The organism is Candidatus Bathyarchaeota archaeon (assembly GCA_026014805.1).
Lineage (GTDB): Archaea > Thermoproteota > Bathyarchaeia > Bathyarchaeales > SOJC01 > JAGLZW01.
The window spans coordinates 44,066-62,304 of the sequence record JAOZHR010000016.1 but is presented as its reverse complement, the minus strand read 5'-3'; the positions used below and the strand labels follow the sequence as shown (position 1 = coordinate 62,304).

Sequence of the window (18,239 nt, the reverse complement as noted above, 5' to 3'; positions counted from 1 at the left end):
CCTATTAGGTTTAGAACATACTTAGTGGGTTGTTGGGTAAGAGTTAATTTTCTGTATTGTAATTATGTGTAGTTGTTTAGGCAGGGGTTCCCAAGCTAGGTCAAAGGGGTGAGGTTCAGGTCCTCATGGCGAAGGCCTTCGTGGGTTCGAATCCCACCCTCTGCACCATCATTGGCCATCAGCCGTTTTGAGGACTATATAGGCATAACCTATCCAATTTTTCCTTTGACTGCTTGCTAAAGCAAATCGCTTAAATTGGCAACAACATTTTGAACTCTGTGATGTGGTAAAAGGATGAAGCCGTATTTTATGGTCCGTAAATATCAAATTGGTGATAGAGCGCAATGTCGTGGTTTATGGAGAGAGCTAACGGAGTGGCATCGCGAGATCTATGAAGACCCTACCATTGGTGGAGAGCACCCCGAGGATTATTTTGATGAGCATTTAGCGAAGGTTGGGCCAGATCGACTTTGGGTTGCCATCCACGACTCTGAGGTGGTTGGGCTTGCAGGATTAATTGTCAAAGGTGAAGAAGCTGAAATGGAACCGCTTATAGTAAGTAAAGCCCGCCGCGGCAAAGGTATAGGGAAGCAATTAGTGAAAACAGTTGTTTCCGTAGCACGCAATTTGGGAGTGAGATTTCTCAGCGTCAAGCCTGTGGCGCGAAATGTTCAAGCAGTAAAATTCTTTTATGGGCAAGGCTTCAAGAATCTCGGGCACATAGAACTATGCTTAGACTTTTGCGAGTACGCGTGGAAGCCGGGCTTTCAATTCTTTGAGTGCGACTTCAGCTTTTAGGAATTGTAGAAAGGCGCGTGCAGGGCTATCAAACCGAAAAACGTATATAACCATCCATGATTTCATCGATAAAGAGGAAAATATTGATGGTGAAATAGAATGCCAAAAATCGTGACAAGAACTCGACTTATAGAAAATGTTCGCACAATAGTTGACAACTCTAGGACTCACAGCGTTGTTTGCGATCTACCGATTGATAAGAGAGGTGAGGATACCGGACCAACAGCGTTAGAGCTAGCAATAATGGGGCTGGGGGACTGTGCCGCTACAATATTTGCAGACGTAGCCAAACAAAGCGAAATTGAAATTACAAACCTCGAAGTGACAGCAGAAGCCGAAAAGCCCGCAGACTCGCCAAAACTAAGTAGCGTTAAGCTCAAAATTCACGTTTCTGCTAAGGCAAGAAAACAGTTGCTTGAAGCTGCTTGGAGGAGAACCGAAGCAAACTGCCCTGTAGTAGCGATATTCAAAGAAGCAATACCTGTAACAGTTGAATTGGAAATAGAGACTGTAGAATGACTTCGTAAAAATCTTATGTGGACAGAAGCCTCTACGGCAAGAAATTCGTGACAAACAATCAAAGGAATGTGTACATCAACTTTTTCTATAAATTATATCTGTCTCATATGTGGTTTACTATTGCCTTTCAATGAAGATCAAGTGAAGGAAGGACGCGCGCGCACTAGTTATTGTTTTTAATAGGCGTAATTCAATACAGTATCTCTGTGGAAAACATGCTTGTTACAAACAAAGAAATTATGTCAGTTGCTGCCGCTAGAGGTTATGGCGTCGGCGCTTTTAACATAAACAACCTTGAAACAGTGTTAGCTATTACTGAAGCAACAGTTGAGGAAAAATCGCCAGTCATCATCGCGGTAACTCCGAGCGCCATCAAATATGGTGGGTTAGAATATTTGGCTTCAATAGTGAAAGCCGCGGCGAGAACCGTTCCCCAATCTATGTCCTTACATCTTGACCATGGAAAAGATGTAGAGACAGTGGTTAAGTGTATTGATGTGGGTTTCACTTCGGTGATGATTGATGCGTCTCATCTGAGTTTTGAAGAGAACGTTGCCGTGACTAAGACGGTTGTAGGGTTGGCTCATCCGAAGGGAGTCGCGGTTGAGGCAGAGCTTGGAAGGCTGGCGGGTGTGGAGGAGTCGACGGTTGAGGAGAAGGATGCGGTGCTGACAGATCCCGATGCGGCCAAAGATTTTGTGGAACGTACAGGGGTGGATGCTTTGGCGGTTGCAATTGGTACTTCGCATGGAGCTTACAAGTTCAAGGGGAAGCCGGAGCTGGATTTTGAAAGGTTGAAGGCTATTCGGGAGCGGGTGGATGTTTTGCTGGTTTTGCATGGGGCTTCTAGTGTTCCTTCGTGGATAATTGAGAAGGCTACGAAGTATGGGGCAGAATTGGCTGGGGCTAAGGGGATACCGGAGGAGCATATTAAGAAGGCTGTTTCTTTGGGGGTTTCAAAGATTAATATTGACACTGACTTGAGGTTGGCTTTTACTGGTGCGGTTCGTGAGGTCTTGGCTACTTCGCCGAAGCAGTATGATCCGAGGAAGATTTTGGGTCCGGCAAAGGAAGCGATGAAGATGGTTGTTAAGGGTAAGATGAGGTTGTTCGGGAGTTCAGGTAAGGCGCAGTGAAAGGGGGAAGAAAGTGGATGAAGGTTGGAGTTTTAAGCGGCGGAGGGGACGCTCCTGGGATTAATGCTGTAATTAGGGCTGTCGTTAGGAAGGCAATTCAGGAGCATGGCTATGAAACTGTTGGAATTAAAGATGGGTGGCGGGGTCTGGTTGACGGTGATTTTGTTCCTTTAGATTTGAAGGCAACTTCAGGGATGCTTCCTCGCGGGGGTTCTATTCTGGGGACTTCGAGGACTAATCCTTTTAAGCGTGAGGATGGGTGGCGGCGTATTCTGGAGAACGTTGAGAAGTATGGGATTGGCGCGGTGGTTGTTATTGGCGGAGATGATACTTTGGGAGTGGCGCATAAGATGTATGAGAAGGGGCTTCCGTGTGTGGGTGTTCCCAAGACGATCGATAATGACTTGGCTGCAACTGATTACACTTTTGGTTTTCATACGGCAGTTTCAATTGCGTGTGAAGCTCTTGACAGGCTTCATACTACTGCGGAGGCTCATCATCGGGTGATAATTCTTGAGGTGATGGGTAGGCATACTGGGTGGATTGCGTTGTGGGCTGGGCTTGCTGGGGGCGCGGATGCTATTTTGATTCCTGAGAAGCCTTTTGATGTTGGTAAGGTGTGTGGGTATATTAGGCGAAGACAGAAGCGGGGTAGAAACTTTAGTTTAATTGTTGCTGCTGAGGGTGCGAAGCCTAAGGGGGGTAAAGAGATTGTTTACAGCAGCGGCGTGGACGAGTTTGGGCATGCTAGACTTGGCGGTATTGGCTATTATCTTGGGAGGGAGATTGAGAAGAGGATGGGTGTTGAGACGAGGGTTGTGGTTCTTGGGCATATTCAACGAGGGGGGTCTCCTATAGCTTTTGACAGAGTTTTAGCTACTCGATATGGAATTGCCGCCATCGACCTTGTTCATGAAGGAAGGTTTGGGCGGATGGTTGCTCTTCAGGGAAATGAGGTTGTTTCTGTTCCTTTCAAGGATGTTGTTGGTAAGCGAAAGACTGTTGATTTGAAGCTTTATGAAATAGCAGAGGTGTTTTTCGGCTAAGACCTTTTCTCTGGGACGTTTGGTGTCAAAACGCTTCAAGTCTGCCTAGGTTCCGACGTATGTGCATTCGAAAACCATGTTCTGATGGTCTGGGAATAACCAGTATATTTAGAGGATTTTATTCGAAATCTAGATGACTTCCACTATTAATTTTCGCATCTTATTTCAAGATAATAACGTTTTAATCGTTTCCCCCAGAGTAACTAGTGATTCACATGAAACTTCAATGGAATCCAAAAATCCTTCTGGTAGTTAATGCTATTGGAGCAGTGTTAGCTATTGCTGTAGCTTTATTGCTTTTTGAAATAGATGGGATAGTTAATGTTTCACTGTATGGCTATGGTTTGCAGTTCAGCGACGAATGGGCAATACCATATTGGATGTTTTTGCAGTTAGCCCTCGGGTTGGTGGGCGGCATTGCGTGCGTAAACGTTTTTGCGATAGTGTATGAGATTCTGGGTCGTAAAATCGTGCCTACCCCGAAGGCTGTTAAGCCTCGTCTATCTCCTGCCCCTGCCCCTAGGTTGAAAAGTGCGCCTAAAGTTGTGGAGGAGAAGAAACTTGTAAGGGAAGATGATGGTGTCCAAATTGCTGCTATACCTATGGTGTGCAATAAGTGTGGAAAGGTTTTCACTCAACCCCTTTGTATGTTTGATTTCAAATCGGGAAAGCCTAGGCTGGTAAACGTTTGTCCCTACTGTAACGCGATACTTGCAGTATCAGGTAACTCGAGATCGGAATGAGAAATCAGTGTTGAAAACGAAGATTTCAGAACAGTAGTCTAAGCTCACAAAGCTTATGGGCTTTTCTCTTCGATGAAAATACAGGAAGATGCACTCGTGAAAATCAACATCAACTTATCTGCAGTTGTCGTGGCTCTGATAGTTATGGCTGTGGCTTCTTTTTTGGTGATGGTTAGCCAAACGCAGATAGACCAACTGGTTCACGGGGTTTTGTACGATTTTGGATTACGATTCAGCTACCGATGGGCTATGCCCTACTGGGCCAGCTCAGGTGCTATTGTCGGTTTGTCTTGGTTCAATATAGTTGCGTCAATCACGCTGGTTTACTATATTTTTAGAAACAAACGTTCACCACGCCCGGAAACCCAACAAGTTGAGCGAATTGAAGCACCAGCTGAACAATTGGTTGCGCAACATGAAGATATAGTGGAAATACAGGTTCTTGACCAATATTGTGAGTCCCAGGTGCTTAAGATTAGGAGCTATGATGTGAGGCATCCTCGGGACGTAGTTGATAGTCAGTGTTAGTTCTCGGTTGATTCGTAAGCGAGCTCGATTTGCAGTTTATTTCTCTAGTAATTTCTTGTCGCAGAAGGGGCATTTTTTCAGAACTTTGAATTTCGGTAAAGCTTCGTTCATGCTGATGTTGCCGCCGAGTTTGGTTAAGGCGTTTCCGCAAGATTTGCAGACAAAAACTGTTCTTGCTATTTCGTTCCTTGATTTTTTGTAGGAGAAGTAGCCGATTAGAGTAGTGGCGACTAGTGTGAAGCAGAGCAGTCCGAGGGTTATTCTAAAGGTTGTCCAGTAAATATTCGCCCAGCCTAAGCTGAATTGAAGCCCGTAATAATATAGTGTATTGTTTACGATCCAGTCTAGCTGTAGTGACAAAATTATGATTATGATTATTGCGCCGTCCACTATTAAGAAGGGGAGGAGTTTGCTTAGTTTCTCAATGTGCACTTCTTTAGTTCCTCGTGCTGGTGTATATCGAGCCTTTGGGAAGTTAAATTTTTGTGTTTTCCCACGTTTGCAGTTGAAGTGAGTATGTGGAATCAGTTTGCTCAGGCTTTCATCTACGCGTTGAACAGTATTTCTTGGTTGGTGACTTGCGCTGGGCTTTAAGCTGTCTTGAGTTGTAAGATATTTCTTATGAGGTTTCTAATTTCTCCATTTGCTCGTTTGATGCTTTGTAAGTCTTCCATGCCCTTCTTTGTTAGCACGTAAATCCTTCTTCGTTCATCGTAGGATCCTTTGATTAGGCCGTTTCTTTCCATCGAATACAGTGTGGAGTAAACTGTGCCTGAGCTCACTAGATAATCGAATTTTTTGTGGATTAAGGCTATGAGGTCATACCCGCTCATTGTAACCTCGCTTAGCTGCGACAGGATTAGTATGTCTAAGAAACTTTTGATTGTTCTTCCACGTAATTCTTCCACTATTTTTTGTGCCAAATTAATCAGTCTCCAAATCAGATTTTGTTCTGTATTTTATTTCTATAAAGCTTTTCTATTTGTTTGGATTCTGAATCTGAATGGAGCATGGAAACTGTTATTTTGATTCAAGGTGAGTTTGTTTTAGGTTCAAATTGGTCTACCTGTTGGATAGACACGTGCATCTGTGGTGGGTGTTATGTCTAGACCAGGTTTAGTTCTTTTCTAGTATTCAGTTCTATAAATAAACTTTATAAGTCATCTACATAAATTGTAGAAAAACGTCGCCACACATGGTTGCCGTCAACCTTGACCAACGAAGAAGAAAAAGCGTTCACAGTGTATGTGCGAGTTGAGGGAAGAATAACTATTCCTAAAGAGGTTAGGGACGCGTTGAAACTAAAGAAAGGCAACTTGGTGGAGTGTCGGGTTAGAAGAGTTAGGTGATTTGTGGAATGACTTCGAAGCTGGGTTCGCTAGATAGATGTGGTTTAATCATGTTGAGGGCTAAGGCGTTTAGACGCCGTGTGTGGTTTAAGACGTTAAGTGGAATGGAGCGAGGGCTGATTAACTCAGTCATAAAAGTTGTGGATAAGGTCCGCAGCACATTGCTGGCAAAGGTTCTAACATCGATTGTAAAGAAGCTGTTAACTGCGTTGGAAAGCCATGTTGCACGTATGATGAGAGAAGTCGGTAGACCACTCGCTAAAAAAATAAGCCTTATCGCCCAGTCGTGGGGGAACAAATCCGCCAGAGAATGGATGAGTAATAAAGAGTTTATCCAGTTTTTAGCGGTGACCATGATGAATACGCCGTCTTCATTTAGGGTATGATGCGTGCACGCGTTAGACTATCAGGCTAGTTTGTGTGCGAACCCGTTTTGATCGTGCGCCTGCGTGAGAGCTGTTGGATTCGGATTTCAATCAGAGGCAACTTTACCAAGGATTCACAAGCGATTTATATTCAATGCTCATTTGCAAGATAGTTTGTTCTGAAGTACGCAGGTTAGGGGATTAGCAGAAATTGAAGGTAAAATGCTTAAGCTTAAACCGTCGATATAGAGGGGCATGAGTTTGTTTACTGTTCTCTTAATTGTATTGTCTGCCGTGGTTTATTCTTGGGCGCTTTACAACTTGCCCGTGTTGATAGTTGGAATTAGAAGTTTCCGCCGTGATGGAGCTAAGAAGCAATCTTTTGGGCGAAAGGCGGTGTTCGAGAAGAATCTTCCTACGTTCTCAGTTGTTATTCCAGCGAAGAATGAAGAATCTGTTCTTCCTCGATTGTTAGGTGCTCTCTTAAAGCAAAATTATCCAAGGAAAAAAGTTGAAGTAATCGTGGTGGAGGATGGTTCAACTGATGCTACATTAGAAGTTTGTGAGAAGTATGTGAAGGATTTTGGTGGGCGGTTAAAGATAGTCCGTGGGGGAGATTCCACTGGGAAACCTTCTGCTTTGAATCGAGCATTGAGAATCTCTAGCGGCGATATAATAGCTGTGTTTGACGCAGATAATGTGCCAGAGCAAGATGCTTTGCTTAATGCCGCGAAGCATTTTCAAGATGAGACAATTGCTGCTCTTCAAGGTAGAACGTTTACGTTGAATTCAGGTGTTAACATGCTCACGAAGTTTGTGTCTTACGAAGAGGCTGTGTGGTTTGAGGGTTATCTGAAGGGAAAGGACACTTTGAACTTGTTTGTTCATTTGAAGGGGAGCTGCCAGTTCATTCGTAGAAGCGTTTTGGAGAGCCTTGGAGGATGGAGTGAGAAGCATCTTTCAGAGGATATGGAGATGTCTGCGCGGCTTACGCAGAAAGGGCATCGAATTAAGTACGCAGGTGATGTTCAGTCGTGGCAGGAGAGTCCGGAAACCTTAGTTCAGATGTTTCGTCAGAGAATTAGGTGGTTTAGAGGGTCTATGGAAGTTGCCTTTAAGTATGGGCGTTTAATGGAGAGACCTAGTTTAAGAGTTTTTGATGCTGAAGTAACGCTTTTGGGACCTTTTGTGCTGATTATTTCGCTTTTAAGCTACATACTGGGCCCCTTAGTTTTCTACCAGTTGGACAGTTCGGTTGTCTTCGCTATAACTTTGGTCGGGTGGGGCCTTCTAACAGGTTCAATTGTGGCTGGGGCTCTGGCGTTGCTGTACACCACAAGGCCGAGAAGAATTAAGGATTTGCTGTGGCTTCCTTTTATATACGCTTACTGGTCGTTCCAGGTTTTCTTGGCAACTTGGGCTTTGATAAAGATTCTTTGCAGGGCGCCAAAGGAGTGGAATCGAACGCCGAAGACGGGGGTCATTGCTGTAGCTGGTTCAGCTTTGCCGGATTGTCTTGTTGTCTCGAGTTGTGCGGAGAGAAGGCAGTCTCTCGATGCCGCTGGGAAACCGTTTGGATGAGAAAAGTGGTTGACTTGAGGGTTCTTGTCACGGGTGGGGCGGGGTTCATCGGTAGCCATGTTGTTGACAAGCTTGTTATGATGGGCTGTAAGGTTTGTGTGCTTGATAATTTGTCGACTGGGCTGTTAGAAAACCTGCAACGTTACATGGAGGGTGGGAGCGTTGAGTTTGTTAAAGGCGACATACAAGACAGTGAGCTTGTTGAAAAACTTGTCAAGAACGCTGATAGTGTTGTCCACTTAGCCGCTGTAACTAGCATTCCCTTTTCGGTGGAGCACCCTCTTTCGACGAATAGGGCGAACGTGGAGGGTACGTTGAATCTGTTGAATGCGTGCTTGGACGGCGACGTTCAGAGGTTTCTGTTTGTTTCCTCTTGTGCCGTTTATGGTGAGCCCTGTTACTTTCCAGTTGATGAGAAGCATCCTGTGTGTCCTTTGTCGCCTTATGCTGCTTCTAAGCTGGCTGCAGAGTATTATTGTCGGGCTTTTGGGCGTTCGTATGGGTTGGAGACTGTTGTGTTGCGTCCCTTTAACGTGTATGGGCCTAGGCAGAGGAGAGAAGACATGTATAGCGGCGTCATAACTAGGTTTTTCGAGAATCTGTTTTCTGACAGGCCTCTGGTTGTCTATGGTGATGGTTCGCAGACGAGGGATTTTGTTCATGTTTTTGATGTTGCTGAGGCTGTTTGGTTGGCTCTAAACGTTAAGGATGCTGGCGGTCAGGTGTTTAATGTGGCGTATGGACGATCGGTTAGAATAAGCGAGTTAGCTAAGACTCTTGTGGAGCTTGTGGGCAACCATGTGGAAATCACGTATGAAGCAGCACGTGTGGGCGATTTGAAGCATAGTTTTGCAGATATTGCGAAGGTAAGGGAAGGCTTGGGGTATGAGCCGAAGATTTCGTTGGAGATGGGTTTGCAAGGCTTGCTGGATCAGTGGAAAGAAGAGACCCCTGCAAATCAGGCTGTATTAGCGCATGGCTTCACGCAATTGGAGAAAACTGAGCAGGGTCTTCGGTCTTTTGCATCTTGAGATCAGTAGCAAGAATGGGAGTTTTGTTGTGATAAGGGTTGAGAATTGGCTTTCCGCTTTTCGTCCTTCGGTGAGAACTGGGTTGTTGATGGCGTTTGCATTTGGGGTGGCCGTTAGGGCGATTCCGGAGCTGCTGTCTTATCCGTATCCGATTGGCTTTGACACGATTTATTATGCTTGGAGGATTGAGGAGGGGGTTGTGTGGGCTCATTGGAGCGGAGTTTTCAGTGGTTGGCTTCTGTATGCTTTGTTGGTGTCTGGGTATAGTTTGTTGAGGGTTGAGCCGTTTCTTCTGCTAAAGATAGCTATGCCGCTGCTTTTTGGGTTAAATGTGTGTGGAGTATATTATTTGGCGACCAAGGCTTTTAACTGGTCAGCAAGGAAAAGCTTGTTTGCGGCGGGGCTGTTTTCGTTTCAAGTTGCTATTCTTGGGATTTCGTGGCATTTTTACAGGAACATGTTGGGGTTAGGAGTTTTGCTTTTCACGCTGCCTTGGATTTTGAAGGATAAACTTGACTTGAAAAGCTTGGCGTTATTTAGCGTCTTATCGGTTTTAGTTGTTTTTAGCCACGAGTACGGCTCAGTGCTGTTGTTTGTGTCTGTCTTAGGTGTTGCGGCTTCACATCTGCTTAGAGCGAGAGGTCGTACGGCTCTGAAGGTTCTCGCGGCCACTTTGCCAGCTGCGGGGGTCTTCGTCGTAAGTGTTTTTCCAATAATTTCTCCGAGGTACTCCGTTGTCCAGTCGAATGTTTTGAGGGTCTTTCAGAGTCAGGGACATTATTCTGGGCTGCTGCGTTTCTTTACAAACTATCTTAGCGTAGTTGACACTGTTCAGTACTATCCAACTTATCTTGATTTGGCAGCCTCTGTTGCTTCGCTGTTTGCGTTATTGTACGTCGCGATTCTTCCTCTTGCAATTGTGGGTTTTTTCAGACATCCGGCGGTGGACGCTTGGATGATTCTGCTTTGCGTAGGAGCCTTCGGCTGCTTGGTACTGCCCTTTTTTGCTTTGGACTTGTGGAACAGGTTGATGCTTATGTTGGTGTTTCCGTTGACTTATTATGCGGCTAATGGCTTTGTGAGGGTTTTGCACTCGGTTAAGCCTGTTGCTGTGTCGTTTCGTCATTTTGGTTCGTTGAAGGTTTCGAAGAGAGTGGCTAAGGGGTTGGTGTTGGCTTCTGTGGTTTGCGGCTTCGTTTTTATGACTTCGCCAACATTATTCGGGAGGGGTGGAGTTTTCGGTCTTCCCACTACAGTGAACTATTTGCCTTCAACTATGCTCTCTAATGCTGTTCCTTTAAGCGATGTGGATGGTACGGTTGAGGCGTTTCGATGGGTAGATGTAACGATGGATGGTAGTTCTTGTTTTTTGGCTCATGATGCACTCTTCTATTGGGCTAGATTTTCTCTGGATGAACAGCATACTATTGTGTTCTTTAAGAACGATGTTTTCGGTGCAGTTAGTTTGGCGGCTGAACGTGGTTATGGTCGTTTTTGGCTTGTGTGGTGGAATACTGACATTGGCTGGTATGGTTTCAAGGTTCCTCAAGGCTTTGAGGAGGTTTTTAGCGCTGGTAGGATTTCGGTTTATGAGTACGGGGGTTAGAAGCTATTGGTGACTGTGGAAGAAGTCAAGGGTGAATTTGAAAAAGGCGCGGTGTTGGTTGAGAAGCCTTTGATTGCTATTGGTATTCCGGCGTATAATGAGGAGAGAAGTATTGCGCGGGTGGTTTTGGACGCTCAGAAGTATGCAGATGTTGTCGTGGTTTGTGATGATGGATCTTCAGATTCGACCGGTGAGATTGCTGAGCGGCTTGGAGCTATTGTTGTTAGGCATGATGTTAACAAGGGATATGGGGCTGCTGTGCAGTCGTTGTTTAAGGAAACAAAAAGGTTAAGTGCGGACATTTTGGTGACGCTTGACGGTGATGGACAACATGATGTTAGTAAAACCTCGTTGTTGATTCAACCAATCCTTGACGATAAGGCAGACGTGGTTATAGGATCTAGGTTTTTAGATGGGATGCAGAAGAACGGTGGCAATGGGCTTCCGTTTTACAGGCGGGTGGGCATAAAGGCGATTACCAAGCTGACTACTGCTGCCTCGAAGTGCGTCATCACTGATGCTCAGAATGGTTGTCGGGCGTACAGTAGGGCTGCTTTGGAAAAGTTGTTGCTTCTTGAAAATGGGATGGGTGTGAGTGTTGAGGTTTTGTTCAAAGCCAAGGAGCAAGGGTTACGCCTTGTGGAGGTTCCGCTTGAATGTAATTATTCGGGTGTAGAGAAGACATCGACGCAAAATCCATTTAGGCATGGGGCAAGTGTTGTATGGTCTCTTGTAAGGTTGATTGTAGAGGAAAGGCCTCTAGTTTTCCTTGGAGTACCTGGTATCATCTTATTGGCAATAGGCATGTTTTTTGGGATTTGGATGCTGCAAATCTACTCCGTAGGACGTCAAATAGTTACGAACATAGCGTTGGCTTCAATGACCTTCATGTTAATGGGGTTCTTTGCCTTGTCCACTGCAATTACGCTGTATGCTATTTTGCGGCTTGCAGAAAAAACTAATGCAAAGCGTGAAGAGTGACTTGGTGCTGGAAATAGAGGTTTGCGAGATACGTGGCTACTGTCCTGTGCATAAGGTTGGCGATAAAATAGTGATTGATGATCCTGAGATAGTTTTGGGAAAGACTGATGCTTTGTGTGTGCACGCGCTTTCTTCGCTGTTGCATTATGTGTTGGTGCTGGAGAGAGGTGACGATCCTGTTGGGTTGGGGTTGTCGAAGCCTGGAGATAGAGAGCACGCGTATATTCAATGCGTTGATCCTGGCGAGCCTTACACGCGTGGGGGAACGGTGATTTTCAAGTGTCGAAGGATTAAGAAGGAAGGCTGTCAAGAGTGAAGATTTCTATCGTTCTGGGCACTCGTCCTGAGATTATTAAGTTCTCACCTATTATTCGTGAATGTGAACGTTTAGGCTTGGATTATTTTGTTCTTCATACGGGGCAGCATTATTCGTATAATATGGATCGGGTTTTCTTTGAGCAGCTTGAATTGCCTGAGGCAGAGTATAATCTTGATGTGGGGTCGGGGACTCATGGGGAGCAGACTGGGAGGATGCTGATTGGGATTGAGAGGGTTCTTCGGAGGGAGGAGCCGGACTGTGTTTTGGTTGAAGGTGACACTAACACTGTTCTTGCTGGGGCCTTAGCTGCGTCGAAGCTTGGTGTTAAGGTTGGGCATGTGGAGGCTGGTTTGAGAAGTTATGACCGGGAGATGCCTGAGGAAGTCAACAGAGTCTTAGCAGATCATTGTTCAGATTTGTTGTTTGTACCTACTGAGAAGTCTAGGCAGATACTGCTTGGTGAAGGGATTTCTGAAGACAAGATTTTTGTGACTGGCAACACGGTTGTTGACGCTGTTTATCAGAATTTGGAGATATCAAAGAGGAAAGATGGCATTCATAACCATTTTGGCGTTGATGATGAGGGTTACTTTTTGGTCACGGTTCATCGTCAAGAGAATGTTGATAATGAGAAAAGATTCCGCGGGATTCTGAAGGGTTTGGAATTGGTGCAGGAAGAGTTTGGTTTCAAGGTTGTGTATCCGATTCATCCTAGAGCTAAGAAGCAGCTTAGAGTGTTCGATGTTGAGGTGAATGGGGTTACGTTTGTCGAGCCTTTGGATTATCTGGAGTTCCTGCATCTTGAGAGTAATGCTAAACTTGTTTTGACAGATTCGGGGGGCGTGCAGGAGGAAGCGTGTATTCTAGGGGTTCCGTGTGTAACTTTGAGGTACAATACTGAGAGGCCTGAGACTTTGGAGGTCGGAGCTAACGTGCTAGCTGGAACTGATCCTTACGAAATTGTGGATAAGACAAAGTTAATGCTCAGTGGCAACAACAACTGGGAGAATCCGTTTGGTGATGGTGACGCTGCGGAAAGAATAGTTAAGGTGCTAAAAGAGAAAATTGACTAGGTCAATTGTTAAGGTTTTGGTGACGGGTGGGCGGGGGTTCATCGGGTCGAATTTAGTAGCCGAATTGGAGAAACGTGGGTATGATGTTTGGGCTTGTGACCTTATGCACGCAGAGATGGAGAATTATGTTCGTTGTGATGTGGGCAGGTTTAGACAAGTTGAACGTATGTTTGCGAAGCATGATTTTGATTATGTTTATCATGCTGCTGCAGAGTACGGCAGATGGAACGGTGAAGACTACTACGAAAACCTGTGGCTTACGAACGCTGTGGGAACTAAAAACGTTATCAAGCTTCAGGAGAAGAAAAAGTTTCGAATGATCTTTTTCGGTAGTGCAGAGGTCTATGGTGACTACGATGGCGTTATGAGTGAGGATGTTATGGAGAAGATTCCGATTAAACAGATGAACGATTACGCGATAGCTAAGTGGGTTAATGAGTTGCAGATACTTAATTCGGCGGGCATGTTTGGAACAGAAACCGTTAGAGTCCGTTTGTTTAATGTTTATGGTCCAAGAGAGCATTATACGCCGTATAGAGGGGTTGTTCCTAAGTTCATTTTCAAGGCTTTGCATGATCAACTATACACGGTTTTTCTTGGTCATAAGCGGACATTCGAGTACGTAGAGGACATTTGCAGGACATTCGCTAACATTATTGACAGCTTCAAGCCAGGCGAAGTCTATAATCTTGGAAGCGAACGGCAATATGAAATTAAGTATCTATCAGACCTGATTTTGAAGAATCTTGGGAAGAGCGACTCTAAGGTTACATACGGAGAGGCTGAGCCTTTTACTACGAGGGTTAAGAAGCCGGACTCTTCTAAAGCTGTAAGAGACTTGAATCACAAGATTACTGTGCCATTAGAAGAGGGAATCCCACGAACTATAAAGTGGATGCGAAAGTTCTATAACGTTTAGGAGTTTGCGAGTATGGAGTCTTTTATGAGCCATTATGAAGGAAAATGTGTATTGATTACTGGTGGCTCTGGGTGTATCGGAAGTAATTTGGTTCGAAGGTTGATTGACGCGAATGCTGAAAAAATTGTTGTCTTGGATGATCTTTCAGCTTCGTATAGGTGGAATTTGCCGAATCATCCCAAGCTTGTGTTCATTCATGGAAGCATCTTGAACGAAGAACATTTGAAACATGCCTTTTCCGCGAAGCCACAATACGTTTTTCACCTAGCGGCCCATTTTGCAAATCAAAATTCTGTGGATCACCCTGAAACAGACTTGCTCGTTAACGGGCAAGGCACTTTAAAGGTGCTTCAATATTCAAATCTCGTTGGCGTAGAAAAATTTGTGTTTGCGTCCTCTGGCTGTTCAGTTTATGGCAGTCAAGCCCCGCTGCCGCTAAAGGAAGATTTTGTTTCACTTCATCTTGACACGCCATATCAGATTCACAAATTGCTTGGAGAGCTCTACTGCTACTATTTCCACAACTATTATGGGCTTCCGGTGGCAATCGCGCGGTATTTCAATGTTTATGGACCTGGAGAGGTGCCGGGCAGGTACAGGAACGTGATACCTAATTTTACTTGGTTGGCTCTAAATAAGAAGGTCTTGCCAATCACAGGAACTGGTGAGGAGACTAGAGACTTCACTTTTGTTGATGATATTGTTGATGGAACGCTTAGGTTGGGGACGATTAATGAAGCGGCGGGTGAAGCTATCAACTTAGCCTCTGAAACTGAGACAAGAGTAATCGACTTAGCGAATTGGATTAACGAGCTTACGGGAAACGAGGCTGGAACAGTTTTAGGACCTAAAAGAAACTGGGACAAGGTAGTGAAAAGAAGAGCTTCTATAGAAAAGGCTAGAAAAATTCTGGGCTATGAGCCTAGAACTAAAATTAGTGATGGTTTGGAGAAGACTTTGGGTTGGTTCCGCGAGAACTGGGATAACATTGGGAGGTGTGTGAATTGAAAAGCCTTGGAGTTGGCATCCAGATGGTTGACCCAGTGGGCTTCGAAGAGACTTTCAGTGATATGATAAGGTGCACAAAGTGTATTTTGCCTGAAACGTTTCCAGGAATAGAATTTGACGAGGATGGTGTATGCAACTACTGCTTAGATTATGAGCCGGTTGAGGTTTATGGAGAAGAGGCATTATGCACAGTTTTAGACGCGTACAGAAACGCAGGAGAGAAATATGATTGTCTTGTTCCGATAAGCGGCGGACGGGACAGTTCCTTCGTTCTGCATCAAATAGTCAAGAAATACAAGATGAGGGTTCTTGCTTTGACAGTTGATAGCGGCGCTATTAGACCGGAAGGTTATCGAAACATAGAGAAAGCTACACGCGCGTTGGATGTGGATCACGTGTGGTTGAAAGATGAAAATCAGATTAAAACAGCAAAGAAGAACACGAAGATAAAGTTTCATGCGTGGCTCAAGAAGCCTTCAATTAACACAATAGTTCCTGTGTTGAACGCTGGTGATAAGACGATGAACCTTCGGATATACAGACATGCAAAGGAAAACGGAATACATTTGGTTTTGGGAGGAAACAATGTAGGTAATAGCTGTTTTGAGCAAGAACATTTCAAGACGGGGTTTTTGGGAGTTTTCCCAGACGAGCGGGGGATGTATTCCAAGTATGGCAAGGTTAAGTTGTCAGTCCTTCTTGGACTCGAATATGTAAGGAATTGGCGTAATCTTCGCTGGTCTGTATTTAAGGAATATGTGAAAGGTATGTACGTCTACCTTTTTGAGTCAATTTCTAAGCCAAAGGGAATTGCTCCATTAGGCTTCTACGACTACATATACTGGAACGAAAAGGAAGTCGTGTCAACCGTACGCAGAGAATTAGGTTGGGAAGGAGCGTCTGATACAACAGCCACTTGGAGGGTAGACGACTCTATGTATCCGCTGATTGATTATCTGTATTATAGGCTAGTTGGATTCACGGAATTCGATGAACATTACAGCAAGCTTGTTCGGGAAGGACAACTTTCCAGAGGTGAAGCGTTAAAGAGGTGTCTTTCGCATAACGCTCCTAGGATTCCTTCGTTGATGAGGACTTTTGACGAGTTGGAAGTTACAAAGGAGCGAGTTGATGAAGCCGTAGATAAGTACAGGCCAAAGCTTCTGAAAAAGATTTTAAAACGGTAGATTCGGGAACCCAGTTCTATTGCGAGTGAAATCAAAACGGCTGAAATGTAAGAGATATTGATTTGAATGTGCTTATAATTGGGCAATACTTCCCGCCGGATTTGGGAGGAGCTGCAACAAGGGCATATAATGCAGCTAAAGGCCTTGTTTTGAATGGATGCCGAGTCACCGTAATAACAGCTTTCCCACATTATCCCCATGGCAAAATACCTAAGAAGTACAGGTGGCTTCCCATTAAAGTGGAACATTTTGGAAGAATGAGAGTTGTAAGAACATTTATTCTACCATTGGAATCGACGGGTCTAGCTAGAAGAATAATCCTATTTGTGTCGTTTATGATTTCGTCATTATTTGCTTTACCATTCGTAGGAAAAATCGATGTAATATGGGCCGCAAATCCAGACATAATCTCCTTGATTCCTGCACTAGTCTATGGTAAAATGAAGAGAAAACCTGTAACCTCAAATGTGGATGACCTGCTGCTGAAAGATTTGTATGACCTTGAGTTCATGAAGGAAGGTTCTACGCTGTCGAAGGCAGCTGAACTTGTCGCAAGAATGGTGTATGGGAAAGCAAAAGCCATCACGCCAATAAGCCCAGGATACGTCGACTACATCTCCAAAAAATATCATGTGGAAAGAAGAAAAATGTATGTGGTAAGAGGTGGCGTAGACCTGACCGTATTCAAGCCAAACGCATCTCACTGGGCAGGTAGAGCGAAGAAGTTCCGAGTCCTTTATTCTGGGGCCTTCTCAGTTGCCTATGACTTCGAGCAAGTCCTCAAAGCTGCCAAAATCGTACAAGAGAAGGATGATGGAGTTGAGTTTGTTCTTCAAGGAAGAGGTGAACTTGCGGACACCGTAAGATCAAAGATCGGGGAGCTGAAGTTGAAGAACGTTAAGGTAATTGAAAAGGTTTTCAGTAGAGAGGAAGTGGCTGGGCTACTAAGTCTAGCTGATGCTTTGATCCTTCCTCTCAAAGATTTCGGTGAGCCTTATCTCGGAATGTCATCAAAGCTCTATGAGTATCAAGGCGTGGAAAAGCCGATAATATGTTGTGCGGAGGGGCAACCAGCCGATTATGTGGAAGAGACGAAATCAGGGATAGTAGTCAGACCGGGCGACCATGAGAGGCTTGCTGAAGTAGTCGTTTCTTTGAGGGGGGATCTTGGACGAATGATGGAGATGGGTAGACGAGGAAAAAGGCATGTAGAGAATTATTTGACGATAAAGATGATTGGATTTGAGTTGAAGAAGATCTTGAGTATGGTCAGAAAACAATGAGCGTGAAAGATGAAATCAATGTATATGCCAGAGCTCAGGTTTCGCCTGTCACTGGCGAAACTGAAAGCTATGATGCCGCTGTTTTTCCAAACGTTATCCGGCGCAGAGAAATTGATTTGATCAAATCTGAAATTGAGGCTGCTAGGCCAAGTATGATCTTGGATTATGGCTGTGGTGGAGGGTGGCTTTCTTTGTTGTTGTTTAAATGGGGATTCGATATTGTTGGGGTAGATATAAGTGCGAACATGGCAAGAAACGCTAAACTTGTATGCCCTAGAGCAGAATTCATCGTGTGCGACGGAGCAAAACTGCCATTTAGAGACGCAGTTTTTGATTGCATAATTGGAATATCTATTTTGCATCACTTTAGCGATATTGGACAAGTGTGGAGCAGTCTGAAAAGAGTATTGGTTAACAACTCAGAGTTCATGTTCATGGAACCTAATTTGCTTAATCCTCTGTCAGCGGTTGGGAGGAAATTATTCCCAATGGAAGCACATACAAAAGGGGAAAAGCAATTCACACCGGAATCTTTACGGAAAATGCTGAGTCTAGCCGATTTTGCTGTTAGAAGATATGTTGGGTTGTTCTTCTTTGCTTTCCCTGTTGCACGGCTTCTCAAGATTGCAGGGATAAAACTCCATCCATCCTTAGTCAAAGTGATATATTTGCTTGAGAGTTTTCTCGAAATAGTCCCTGGTGTCAGATATCTAAACTCCACTATTGTCGCTGTGGGAACGACGAGCAAGTAGATAGCCATTGAGAAT

Annotated in this window: 21 protein-coding genes and 1 tRNA gene; 20 read left to right on the top strand and 2 right to left on the bottom strand. The window is 44.6% G+C overall.

Annotated features, from left to right (window positions below; translation table 11 throughout):
- Positions 1-80: 80 nt before the first annotated feature.
- The 7 genes from NWE91_04030 (at position 81) to NWE91_04000 (ending at position 4,770) form a co-directional block, all read left to right on the top strand.
- Positions 81-168: transfer RNA gene (locus tag NWE91_04030), tRNA-Leu, on the top strand.
- A 126-nt stretch (positions 169-294) separates the two neighbouring features.
- The gene (locus tag NWE91_04025) at positions 295-798 is read left to right on the top strand and encodes a GNAT family N-acetyltransferase (protein MCW3985563.1); all 504 of its coding nucleotides are present in this window, start codon (positions 295-297) and stop codon (positions 796-798) included.
- 99 nt (positions 799-897) lie between these two features.
- On the top strand, positions 898-1,317 hold the full coding sequence (locus NWE91_04020; protein MCW3985562.1) for an OsmC family protein: 420 nt from the start codon (positions 898-900) through the stop codon (positions 1,315-1,317).
- Between the two features lie 215 nt (positions 1,318-1,532).
- On the top strand, positions 1,533-2,453 hold the full coding sequence (gene fba / locus NWE91_04015) for a class II fructose-1,6-bisphosphate aldolase (protein ID MCW3985561.1): 921 nt from the start codon (positions 1,533-1,535) through the stop codon (positions 2,451-2,453).
- 17 nt (positions 2,454-2,470) lie between these two features.
- The gene (locus NWE91_04010) at positions 2,471-3,499 is read left to right on the top strand and encodes a 6-phosphofructokinase (GenBank protein MCW3985560.1); all 1,029 of its coding nucleotides are present in this window, start codon (positions 2,471-2,473) and stop codon (positions 3,497-3,499) included.
- Between the two features lie 215 nt (positions 3,500-3,714).
- Complete coding sequence (locus tag NWE91_04005; protein ID MCW3985559.1) at positions 3,715-4,242, top strand: hypothetical protein; 528 nt, start codon at positions 3,715-3,717, stop codon at positions 4,240-4,242.
- Positions 4,243-4,314: 72 nt separating this feature from the next.
- The gene (locus NWE91_04000) at positions 4,315-4,770 is read left to right on the top strand and encodes a hypothetical protein (protein ID MCW3985558.1); all 456 of its coding nucleotides are present in this window, start codon (positions 4,315-4,317) and stop codon (positions 4,768-4,770) included.
- Positions 4,771-4,806: 36 nt separating this feature from the next.
- On the opposite strand, the gene NWE91_03995 is transcribed toward NWE91_04000, so the two are convergent.
- Together NWE91_03995 and NWE91_03990 are read right to left on the bottom strand one after the other, a co-directional pair.
- Positions 4,807-5,202 (bottom strand): hypothetical protein, encoded by a 396-nt coding sequence (locus NWE91_03995; GenBank protein MCW3985557.1) that lies wholly within the window; start codon positions 5,200-5,202, stop codon positions 4,807-4,809.
- A 158-nt stretch (positions 5,203-5,360) separates the two neighbouring features.
- On the bottom strand, positions 5,361-5,693 hold the full coding sequence (locus NWE91_03990; GenBank protein ID MCW3985556.1) for a PadR family transcriptional regulator: 333 nt from the start codon (positions 5,691-5,693) through the stop codon (positions 5,361-5,363).
- 288 nt (positions 5,694-5,981) lie between these two features.
- Between NWE91_03990 and NWE91_03985 the strand changes: the two genes are divergently transcribed.
- From NWE91_03985 to NWE91_03925, 13 genes are all read left to right on the top strand, one after another.
- On the top strand, positions 5,982-6,119 hold the full coding sequence (locus NWE91_03985) for an AbrB/MazE/SpoVT family DNA-binding domain-containing protein (protein MCW3985555.1): 138 nt from the start codon (positions 5,982-5,984) through the stop codon (positions 6,117-6,119).
- Between the two features lie 8 nt (positions 6,120-6,127).
- Positions 6,128-6,505, top strand: coding sequence for a hypothetical protein (locus NWE91_03980; GenBank protein MCW3985554.1), 378 nt, complete (start codon positions 6,128-6,130; stop codon positions 6,503-6,505).
- A gap of 234 nt (positions 6,506-6,739) precedes the next feature.
- On the top strand, positions 6,740-8,065 hold the full coding sequence (locus NWE91_03975) for a glycosyltransferase family 2 protein (protein ID MCW3985553.1): 1,326 nt from the start codon (positions 6,740-6,742) through the stop codon (positions 8,063-8,065).
- Positions 8,062-9,096 carry an SDR family NAD(P)-dependent oxidoreductase gene (locus NWE91_03970; protein ID MCW3985552.1) on the top strand — a complete coding sequence of 345 codons (1,035 nt, stop codon included), beginning with the start codon at positions 8,062-8,064 and terminating at the stop codon, positions 9,094-9,096. The genes NWE91_03975 and NWE91_03970 overlap by 4 nt, the downstream gene beginning before the upstream one ends.
- Positions 9,041-10,702, top strand: coding sequence for a hypothetical protein (locus tag NWE91_03965; protein ID MCW3985551.1), 1,662 nt, complete (start codon positions 9,041-9,043; stop codon positions 10,700-10,702). The genes NWE91_03970 and NWE91_03965 overlap by 56 nt, the downstream gene beginning before the upstream one ends.
- A gap of 9 nt (positions 10,703-10,711) precedes the next feature.
- On the top strand, positions 10,712-11,683 hold the full coding sequence (locus tag NWE91_03960; protein MCW3985550.1) for a glycosyltransferase family 2 protein: 972 nt from the start codon (positions 10,712-10,714) through the stop codon (positions 11,681-11,683).
- The gene (locus tag NWE91_03955) at positions 11,664-11,999 is read left to right on the top strand and encodes a TIGR04076 family protein (protein MCW3985549.1); all 336 of its coding nucleotides are present in this window, start codon (positions 11,664-11,666) and stop codon (positions 11,997-11,999) included. The genes NWE91_03960 and NWE91_03955 overlap by 20 nt, the downstream gene beginning before the upstream one ends.
- The gene (gene wecB / locus NWE91_03950) at positions 11,996-13,075 is read left to right on the top strand and encodes a UDP-N-acetylglucosamine 2-epimerase (non-hydrolyzing) (protein MCW3985548.1); all 1,080 of its coding nucleotides are present in this window, start codon (positions 11,996-11,998) and stop codon (positions 13,073-13,075) included. Before NWE91_03955 ends, wecB begins: the two co-directional genes overlap by 4 nt.
- Positions 13,068-13,994, top strand: coding sequence for an NAD(P)-dependent oxidoreductase (locus NWE91_03945; GenBank protein ID MCW3985547.1), 927 nt, complete (start codon positions 13,068-13,070; stop codon positions 13,992-13,994). The genes wecB and NWE91_03945 overlap by 8 nt, the downstream gene beginning before the upstream one ends.
- A gap of 24 nt (positions 13,995-14,018) precedes the next feature.
- Positions 14,019-15,002: an NAD-dependent epimerase/dehydratase family protein gene (locus NWE91_03940; GenBank protein ID MCW3985546.1), complete on the top strand. Its 984-nt coding sequence runs from the start codon at positions 14,019-14,021 to the stop codon at positions 15,000-15,002.
- Positions 14,999-16,189 (top strand): hypothetical protein, encoded by a 1,191-nt coding sequence (locus NWE91_03935; GenBank protein MCW3985545.1) that lies wholly within the window; start codon positions 14,999-15,001, stop codon positions 16,187-16,189. The genes NWE91_03940 and NWE91_03935 overlap by 4 nt, the downstream gene beginning before the upstream one ends.
- Positions 16,190-16,257: 68 nt before the next feature.
- A complete protein-coding gene (locus tag NWE91_03930; protein MCW3985544.1) occupies positions 16,258-17,472 on the top strand; it encodes a glycosyltransferase family 4 protein in 1,215 nt (404 codons plus the stop codon).
- Positions 17,469-18,224 (top strand): class I SAM-dependent methyltransferase, encoded by a 756-nt coding sequence (locus tag NWE91_03925; GenBank protein ID MCW3985543.1) that lies wholly within the window; start codon positions 17,469-17,471, stop codon positions 18,222-18,224. The genes NWE91_03930 and NWE91_03925 overlap by 4 nt, the downstream gene beginning before the upstream one ends.
- Positions 18,225-18,239 lie beyond the last annotated feature (15 nt).